The organism is Pseudomonas sp. EGD-AK9, assembly GCF_000465935.2.
Lineage (GTDB): Bacteria > Pseudomonadota > Gammaproteobacteria > Pseudomonadales > Pseudomonadaceae > Aquipseudomonas.
Genome location: NZ_AVOF01000122.1, coordinates 1 through 8,251, shown reverse-complemented (window position 1 = coordinate 8,251; position 8,251 = coordinate 1). Strand labels below are relative to the sequence as shown.

Sequence of the window (8,251 nt, the reverse complement as noted above, 5' to 3'; positions counted from 1 at the left end):
CGTGCTCGACGAGCAGATGCTGGCCGCCGCCGTCGCTGCGGGGGCGCAGTTCATCGTCACCCCGGGCAGCACCCGCGAGCTGCTGCTGGCCGCCCTGGACAGCCCGGTGCCGCTGCTGCCGGGGGTGAGCAGCGCCTCCGAGCTGATGATCGGCTACGCCCTCGGCTACCGCCGCTTCAAGCTGTTCCCGGCCGAGGTCTGCGGCGGCGTCGCCGCGCTCAAGGCGCTGGCCGGCCCGTTCGGCGGCGTGCGTTTCTGCCCCACCGGCGGCATCACCCCGGACAACCTGCAGCGCTACATGGCCCAGCCCAACGTGATGTGCGTCGGCGGCACCTGGATGTTCCAGCGTGAGTGGGTCGAGCAGGGCGACTGGGCGCGTATCCGGCAATGCAGCGCCGAGGCCCTGCAGTTGTTGGAATAAGTCTCGCGTTGGCGTGGCGGTGCGCGCCGCCTGGGCCGCGCGCACCGCTGCTATGCATGGCCTGTCTGGAGTTCTCCCATGACTGCACACCCGATCCGGCAGCCGCTGCTGCTGGGCATGATGCGCCTGCTCGACTATCCCGAGCTGGCCGCGCCGCAGGCGCTGCTCGGTTTTGTCGAGCGCTGCGTGGAGCGCGGACTCAATGGTTTCGATCACGCCGATATCTACGGCCTGGGCGAGTGCGAGGCACGCTTCGGCGCCGCCCTGCGCCTGCGTCCGGCGCTGCGCCAGCGCCTGGAGCTGATCAGCAAGGCGGACATAGTGCCGGCGGCGCAGGATGTCTCGCGCTGGCGGGTCAAGCACTACGACAGCAGCGCCCGCTACCTGACCCGGGCGGTGGAGGCCTCGCTGCAGCGTCTGGGCGTCGAGCGGCTGGACGGCTTCCTGCTGCATCGGCCCGATCCGCTGCTGCAGCTGGACGAGGTGACGCGGGCGCTGCAGGCGCTGGTCGCGGCCGGCAAGGTCGGCTGGCTCGGCCTGTCCAATGCCGAGCCGCTGCACTGGCAGGTGCTCGGCCGCGAGCTGCCACTGCGCTGCAACCAGATCGAGCTGTCGTTGAATGCTCAACAGGCAGCCTGGGATGGCCGTCTGCAGGCGCTGCAGGCCGACGGCCTGCAGGTGCTGGCCTGGTCGCCGCTGGCCGGCGGGCAGTTCGCGGCGGCCCTGCAGCAGGCGCTGGACGAGGTGGCCGCGGCGCTGCAGGCCACCCCGACTCAGGTCGCCCTGGCCTGGCTGCGCTGTTTGCCGGGTCAGCCGGTGCCGATTCTCGGCAGCCTGCGCGAGACGCGCATCGACGAGGCCCTGGCCGGCGCCGAACTGCAACTGGATGCGCCGACCTGGTTCCATCTCAGCGAAGCCGCGCGCGGCATGCGCGCGCCCTGAATCTTCCTTCGCCGGTATGTCGGCGCATGGCTGCAAGCCGCATGAATGCTCATGCCTGGCGGCGATAGCGCTGCGCTGATTGGGTATATCGACACCCGCGTTCTCGGCTAACGTCAGTTATGTGACTCGTTCGCGAAGAGCCCTCTGTGCCGTTTCCCTGTTCGCCTCTGCCGCGATGAGCATTGGCCTCACGTTGTTCAAGCCGAACAAGAGGAAACCACGATGAATACTTGCAAACCTATCGGCGTAGCCCTGGCGCTACTCGCCGGTGTGTACCTGGCCCCTGCCAGCCTGGCGCAGGAGGAGGGGTTCAAGGCGATCACCGCCGCGGATATCCAATGGATGCCGGCCCCTTCGGTCGGACCCGGGGCCATGTTGGCGGTGCTGGAGGGCGATCCGAAGACCGCCGAGCCCTTCACCATGCGCCTGAAGCTTCCGCCGAACTCCACCATCGGCGTGCATACCCATCCGGTCACCGAGCGCGTCACGGTGATTTCGGGCACCTTCTACTTCGGCGTCGGCGACAAGTTCGACCCGGATCAGGCCAAGGCCTATCAGCCGGGCGACACCCTGATCATCCCGTCGGGCGTGGCGATGTACGCCGCCAGTCGCGATCAGGAAACCGTTCTCCAGCTCCACGGCAGCGGGCCCTGGGGGATCAGCTACCTCGACCCGGCGGACGACCCGCGCAATCAGTGAGTGCGCGCCGCTAGGCGCGATGCCGCGGCAGCCCCAGCGAGATCAGCGCGGCGGCCAGTACGAAGGCGCTCGACACCCACAGGCAGGCCGCCAGGCCCCAGCTCTGGAACACCCAGCCGGAGAGCAGGGTGCCGAGCAATCGGCCCAGGGCGTTGGACATGTAGTAGAAGCCGACGTCCAGCGACACGCCGTCTTCCTGGGCGTAGCTGACGATCAGGTAGCTGTGCAGCGAGGAGTTGACCGCGAACAGCACGCCGAACGCCAGCAGGCCGCCGATCAGCACCGCCTGTGTTGGTAGCGCGCTGCCCAGGCCGAGGGCGATGGCCGCCGGCAGGCCGGCCAGCACGGCCCAGGCGAAAGCGGCGCGGCCGTCCGGCACCTGGCCGCTGCGCTTGCCGGTGATCGCCGGGGCCAGGCTCTGGACGATGCCATAGCCGATGATCCAGACGGCGAGGAAGCCGCCGACCCACCAGAAGTCCCAGCCGTACACAGTGGCCAGGTACACCGGCAGGGCCACCACGAACCACACGTCGCGCGCGCCGAACAGAAACAGGCGGGCGGCCGAGAGGATATTGATCGCCCGGCTCTTGGACAGCAGGTCGCGGAACTTGGGTTTGGCCTTGGCCTTGCCCAGGTCCTTCTTCAGCAGCGCCAGGCTGGCCAGCCAGATGGCGCCGAGCGCCAGGGCCATGGCCAGCACCGCGCCGGCGAAGCCGAGCAGGCTGAGCAGGGCGCCGCCGAGAAAGAAACCGACGCCCTTGAGTGCGTTCTTCGAGCCGGTCAGGCGCGCGACCCAGGTGTACAGGGTGGCCTGCTGCTCGCCGGGCACCAAGAGCTTGATCGAGCTCTTGGCGCTCATCTTGTTGAGATCCTTGGCGATGCCCGACAGCGCCTGCGCGCCCATCACCCAGGGTACCGTGAGCATGGCCGCCGGCACGGTGAGCATCAGCAGGGCCAGCACCTGCAGCGCCAGGCCCAGGTTCATGGTGCGGTTCAGGCCGATGCGCGCACCCAGCCAGCCGCCCACCAGGTTGGTGACCACGCCGAAGATCTCGTAGAACAGAAACAGCGCGGCGATCTGCAGCGGCGTGTAGCCCAGGCTGTGGAAATGCAGCACCACCAGCATGCGCAGCGCGCCGTCGGTGAGGGTGAAGGCCCAGTAGTTGCCGGTGACCAGCAGGTACTGGCGCACTTCGGGGGCCAGGCGGGATAAGGCGTGCATGACGAAGTCCAAGAATTCAGCGAAGTTCAGCCGTAGGGTGGATGGCGCTTTATCCATCCACCAAATCGAGGTGGATGAAAAAGGAGTCATCCACCCTGGGGATCAGTCGGCCAGACCGACCATCCGCGCCAGCTCCACCGCGCGGTTGGCGTAGCCCCATTCGTTGTCGTACCAGGCGTAGATCTTCACCTGGGTGCCGGCCACCACCAGGGTCGACAACGCGTCGACGATGGAGGAGCGCGGATCGCTGCGGTAGTCGATGGACACCAGCGGGCGTTCCTCGTAACCCAGGATGCCCTTGAGCGGCCCCTCGGCGGCGGCCTTGAGCAGCGCGTTGACCTCCTCGGCCGTGGTCGCGCGCTCGACCTCGAACACGCAGTCGGTCAGCGAGGCGTTGGCCAGCGGCACGCGCACGGCGTGGCCGTTGAGCTTGCCGCGCAGCTCGGGGAAGATCTCGGCGATCGCCGTGGCCGAGCCGGTGGTGGTCGGGATCAGGCTCATGCCGGAGGCCCGCGCCCGGCGCAGGTCCTTGTGCGGTTGGTCGAGGATGCTCTGGGTATTGGTCAGGTCGTGGATGGTGGTGATCGAGCCGTGACGGATGCCCAGTGCCTCGTGGATCACCTTGACCACCGGCGCCAGGCAGTTGGTGGTGCAGGAGGCGGCGGTGACGATGCGGTGCCGCGCCGGGTCGAACAGCTGCTGGTTGACCCCCATCACCACGTTCAGTGCGCCGGCCTGCTTGACCGGCGCGCAGACCACCACGCGTTTCACGCCCTGGTCCAGATAAGCCTGCAGCACCTCGACCGTCTTCATCTTGCCGCTGGCCTCGAGCACCAGGTCGCAGTCGCTCCAGTCGGTGTCGGCGATGGCCTTGTTGGCTGTCACCTGGATGCGCTGGCCGCCCACCACCACGCAGTCGCCGTCGCTGCCCGCCTCGTGCTGCCAGCGGCCGTGCACCGAGTCGAAATTCAGCAGGTGGGCGTGGGTGGCGGCGTCGCCGGCCGGGTCGTTGATCCTTACGAACTGCAGCTGCGGCCAGTCCCAGGCGGCGCGCAGGGCCAGGCGGCCGATGCGGCCGAATCCGTTGATACCGACTTTGATGCTCATGTGCTGGTCTCCGCTGGGGTCAGTGAGTGGCGTCGAACTGGTTGATCCAGTCGACGTGCGCCGGGTGTTGGATGGCCTTGGGTCGCAGCGCCTGGACCAGGGCGATGGCCTCGCTGCGCGCTACGCCGGCCTCGATCAGCAGGCGCGCGGCGATCAGCCCGGTGCGCCCGGAGCCGCCCTTGCAGTGCAGGGCCAGGCGCTGCCCGGCGCGCAGGCGTGCCAGGATGGCGGCGCTGGACTGCTGCCAGGCCGCGGCGAAGTCGTCCAGCGGCACCTGTTCGTCGGCCACCGGCAGATGGAACCAGGCCAGGCCCAGGGCCTGGCAGCGCGCGTCGATGGCTTCGACCGCATTGGCGGCCAGTTCGCTGTGCGGCATCAGGCTGATCACCGCGCTGGCGCCGGCCTGCTGCAGGGTGGCCAGGGCCTCGTCGAGCGAGCTGCCCCGGGTGCCGGGGCAGGGGGTGAAGATCAGCTGGCCGGCGCAGCCGGGAATGCTCAGCAGGTCGTAGGGATGGCTCATGCAGGCTTCCTTGATTCAGATGGCGCGCTGGTTGACCCGCGCGGACAGTTGTTCGGCGGATTCCTTGCGCTCGGAGTAGCGGTCTACCAGGTAGTCGGTGCGCTCGCGCAGCAGCAGGGTGAACTTGACCAGTTCCTCCATCACGTCCACCAGGCGGTCGTAGTAGGACGAGGCTTTCATCCGCCCCTGCCCGTCGAATTCGAGGAAGGCCTTGGGCACCGAGGACTGGTTGGGGATGGTGAACATGCGCATCCAGCGGCCGAGCACGCGCAGCTGGTTGACCACGTTGAACGACTGCGAGCCGCCGCATACCTGCATCACCGCCAGGGTCTTGCCCTGGGTCGGGCGCACCGCGCCCATGGCCAGCGGCACCCAGTCGATCTGCGCCTTGAACACCGCGGTCATCGCCCCGTGACGCTCCGGCGAGCACCACACCTGGCCTTCCGACCACTGCATCAGCTCGCGCAGCTCCTGCACCTTGGGGTGGCTGTCCGGCGCGTCGTCCGGCAGCGGCAGGCCGGCGGGGTGGAAGATGCGCGTCTCGGCGCCGAAGCGTTCGAGCAGGCGTGCCGCTTCCTCGGTCAGCAGGCGGCTGAACGAGCGCTCGCGGTTGGAGCCGTACAGCAGCAGGATGCGCGGCTTGTGGGCAAACTGCCGGGCGATGTCGAGGCGCTCGGCGCTGGGCGGTTCGGCCAGATCGGCATCGAGTTGGGGGATGTGATCGTCGTTCATTTGCTCTGCTCCTGGGCCAGTGCGGCCTCGTCGCTATCGAACCAGCGGCGTTTGAGCCACAGCGCCACGCTGACCAGGGCGATCAACACCGGTACTTCCACCAGCGGGCCGATCACCGTGGCGAAGGCCACCGGCGAGGCCAGGCCGAAGGTGGCGATGGCCACGGCGATGGCCAGTTCGAAGTTGTTGCTGGCGGCGGTAAAGGCCAGCGAGGTGGTGCGCGGATAGTCGGCGTTCAGCAGCCTGCCCATGGCGAAGCTGATGGCGAACATCACCACGAAGTAAATGGTCAGCGGGATGGCGATGCGCAGCACGTCCAGCGGCAGTTGCAGCACCATGTCGCCCTTGAGGCTGAACATCGCCACTATGGTCAGCAGCAGCGCCACCAGGGTCAGCGGGCTGATGCGCGGGATAAAGCGTTCGCTGTACCACTGCTCGCCGCGGCGCGCGATCAGCAGCTTGCGGGTGAGGAAGCCGGCGAGGAAGGGGATGCCCAGATAGATCAGCACCGACTCGGCGATGGTCAGGAAGCTCACCTCTATCACGCTGCCCTCCAGTCCCAGCAGCGGCGGCAACACGCCGAGGAACAACCAGGCGTAGAGGCTGAAGAAGGCGATCTGGAACAGGCTGTTGAAGGCCACCAGGCCGGCGACGTACTGGTTGTTGCCGCCGGCGATCTGGTTCCATACCAGCACCATGGCGATGCAGCGCGCCAGGCCGATAAGGATCAGCCCGGTCATGTACTCGGGCTGATCGCGCAGGAAGATCACCGCCAGGGCGAACATCAGCAGCGGGCCGATCAGCCAGTTCTGCACCAGCGACAGCGCGAGGATGCGCTTGTCGCGAAACACCTGCGGCAGCTCCTCGTATTTCACCTTGGCCAGCGGCGGGTACATCATCAGGATCAGGCCGATGGCGATGGGGATATTGGTGCTGCCGAGCGACAGGCTGTCGAGCCAGGCCGGCAGGCCTTCGAACAGGCTGCCCAGGGCTACGCCCAAGCCCATGGCGAGGAAGATCCACAGGGTCAGATTGCGGTCGAGAAACGACAGGCGGCTGTTGCTCATGGTCGGGCTCCCAGGGTGCCGATGCGGGCCAGCTCGGCCTTGAGCTGCTCACCGCTCAGTTGCGCCAGCGGCAAGGCGAGAAAGGCGCGTACGCGCCTCTCGATGAGCGCCAGGGTGTGGTCGAAGGCCGCCTCGCGAGCATCGCTGCTGCCCGCCAGTTCGGAGGGGTCGCTCAAGCCCCAGTGCGCCTTCAGCGCCGGGCCGAAGAACACCGGGCAGGACTCGCCAGCGGCCTTGTCGCAGACCGTGATGACGATGTCCGGGGCGAGCTCGGCGTGGGTTTCGCTGCCCTTGCTGGACAGACCGTCGCAAGCGATGCCGGCGCGGCGCAGGGCGGCCAGGCTCAGCGGATGCACTTCGCCCCTGGGCTGGCTACCGGCGCTGTAGGCGCGCAGGCCGGCCGGGGCCAGGTGGTTGAACAGCGCCTCGCTGAGGATGCTGCGGCAGCTGTTGGCGGTGCACAGAAACAGTAGCTTCATCTCGGGTTCCATGAGCTTCAGCAGCAGGCGGCGATACGTTCCGGGCGCTCGCCCATGGCATCCAGGCGCTTGCTGTCCGGGCTCAGCCAGTGGCTGTTGGCCGCCAGCGTGGCGTCGAGCACGGCGATCACCCAGTCCGGCAGGTGCGGGTGCAGGCGGTAGTAGACCCACTGGCCCTGGCGGCGGTCGGCCAGCAGGCCGCAGCTGCGCAACTGCGCCAGGTGGCGCGAGACCTTGGGCTGGCTCTCGCCGAGGGCGCAGGTCAGCTCGCAGACGCACAGCTCCTCTTCGCGGGCGACCAGCAGCATCAGGCGTACGCGGGTGTCGTCGGCCAGGCATTTGAAGACGGTGGTGGGGGTGAGCAGTTCGGCCATGGCGGCGTCCGCGGAAAATCTGAGGTGCGGGGAGAATATATGTTTATCCGTATATTTGAAACCGCCGCTTGATAAGAGGTAGCGCAAGGATTACTCGCTGCGTTGGCCAGTCGCGCGCGGATGAGCTGAGCGTTATGGTCGATAGATATTCGATAAGGCATATGTATGGGGCGGCGCAGCTGCGCTCATCTGTCGCCGCCGCGGCCCTTCATGACTGTGCCCCGCCGGTCGCCTGGTACGTCTGCTGACCCCTTGTGCTGGCTTTACAAAAACAATTCTCCAGCGAAACCCGAACCGCCTGTCATCCGCACAGTTGGAGAATTGTCATGAACACCTGGTTTGCCAACCTCAGCGTCACCCGCAAGCTGGCCCTCGGCTTCGGCCTGGTGCTGGCCCTTACCCTGGCGTTGGCCTGGACCGCCTGGAGCGGCCTGGGCAGCGTCATCCAGCGCAGCACCTGGATGAGCGAGATTGCCCAGCTCAACACCAGCCTGACCAACCTGCGCATCGCCCGCCTGCAGTTCATGCTGGCCAAGGGCGACGCCCCCAGCAGCGAGCGCCTGCTGACCAACCTCGAGCTCTACCTGCAGCAGCAGAAGAAACTGCTTGGCACCTTCACCAACCCGGTCAACGTCAAGCTGCTGCAGGAGCAGGACCGCTACAACCAGGACTACCAGCGCTCGCTGGC

11 protein-coding genes are annotated in these 8,251 nt (G+C 67.4%); 4 read left to right on the top strand and 7 right to left on the bottom strand.

What is annotated here, in order from left to right; all coding sequences use genetic code 11:
* The 3 genes from eda to N878_RS06785 all read left to right on the top strand — a co-directional run.
* Nucleotides 1-421, top strand: a 421-nt coding sequence (gene eda, locus N878_RS06795) for a bifunctional 4-hydroxy-2-oxoglutarate aldolase/2-dehydro-3-deoxy-phosphogluconate aldolase (protein WP_021442913.1), incomplete at its 5' end; no start/stop codon positions are given.
* Nucleotides 422-499: 78 nt separating this feature from the next.
* Nucleotides 500-1,363 (top strand): aldo/keto reductase, encoded by an 864-nt coding sequence (locus N878_RS06790; RefSeq protein WP_021442912.1) that lies wholly within the window; start codon nucleotides 500-502, stop codon nucleotides 1,361-1,363.
* 222 nt (nucleotides 1,364-1,585) lie between these two features.
* Nucleotides 1,586-2,062, top strand: a complete 477-nt coding sequence (locus N878_RS06785) for a cupin domain-containing protein (protein ID WP_021442911.1) — start codon at nucleotides 1,586-1,588, stop codon at nucleotides 2,060-2,062.
* A gap of 10 nt (nucleotides 2,063-2,072) precedes the next feature.
* On the opposite strand, the gene arsJ is transcribed toward N878_RS06785, so the two are convergent.
* From arsJ to N878_RS06750, 7 genes are all read right to left on the bottom strand, one after another.
* Nucleotides 2,073-3,284: an organoarsenical effux MFS transporter ArsJ gene (arsJ, locus tag N878_RS06780; RefSeq protein WP_021442910.1), complete on the bottom strand. Its 1,212-nt coding sequence runs from the start codon at nucleotides 3,282-3,284 to the stop codon at nucleotides 2,073-2,075.
* A 102-nt stretch (nucleotides 3,285-3,386) separates the two neighbouring features.
* Nucleotides 3,387-4,391, bottom strand: coding sequence for an ArsJ-associated glyceraldehyde-3-phosphate dehydrogenase (locus tag N878_RS06775; protein ID WP_021442909.1), 1,005 nt, complete (start codon nucleotides 4,389-4,391; stop codon nucleotides 3,387-3,389).
* Between the two features lie 19 nt (nucleotides 4,392-4,410).
* The gene (locus tag N878_RS06770; protein ID WP_021442908.1) at nucleotides 4,411-4,911 is read right to left on the bottom strand and encodes a cyclin-dependent kinase inhibitor 3 family protein; all 501 of its coding nucleotides are present in this window, start codon (nucleotides 4,909-4,911) and stop codon (nucleotides 4,411-4,413) included.
* A gap of 15 nt (nucleotides 4,912-4,926) precedes the next feature.
* Complete coding sequence (arsH, locus tag N878_RS06765; RefSeq protein ID WP_021442907.1) at nucleotides 4,927-5,643, bottom strand: arsenical resistance protein ArsH; 717 nt, start codon at nucleotides 5,641-5,643, stop codon at nucleotides 4,927-4,929.
* The gene (gene arsB, locus N878_RS06760) at nucleotides 5,640-6,710 is read right to left on the bottom strand and encodes an ACR3 family arsenite efflux transporter (protein WP_021442906.1); all 1,071 of its coding nucleotides are present in this window, start codon (nucleotides 6,708-6,710) and stop codon (nucleotides 5,640-5,642) included. The genes arsH and arsB overlap by 4 nt, the downstream gene beginning before the upstream one ends.
* Nucleotides 6,707-7,189 (bottom strand): arsenate reductase ArsC, encoded by a 483-nt coding sequence (locus N878_RS06755; RefSeq protein ID WP_021442905.1) that lies wholly within the window; start codon nucleotides 7,187-7,189, stop codon nucleotides 6,707-6,709. Before N878_RS06755 ends, arsB begins: the two co-directional genes overlap by 4 nt.
* A 17-nt stretch (nucleotides 7,190-7,206) precedes the next feature.
* Entirely contained in the window at nucleotides 7,207-7,563 is a 357-nt protein-coding gene (locus N878_RS06750; RefSeq protein WP_021442904.1) for a metalloregulator ArsR/SmtB family transcription factor, read from the bottom strand.
* A gap of 326 nt (nucleotides 7,564-7,889) precedes the next feature.
* On the opposite strand from N878_RS06750, the gene N878_RS06745 reads away from it, so the two are divergent.
* Nucleotides 7,890-8,251 (top strand): methyl-accepting chemotaxis protein (locus N878_RS06745; RefSeq protein ID WP_031302842.1); only part of this gene is annotated, 362 nt, incomplete at its 3' end.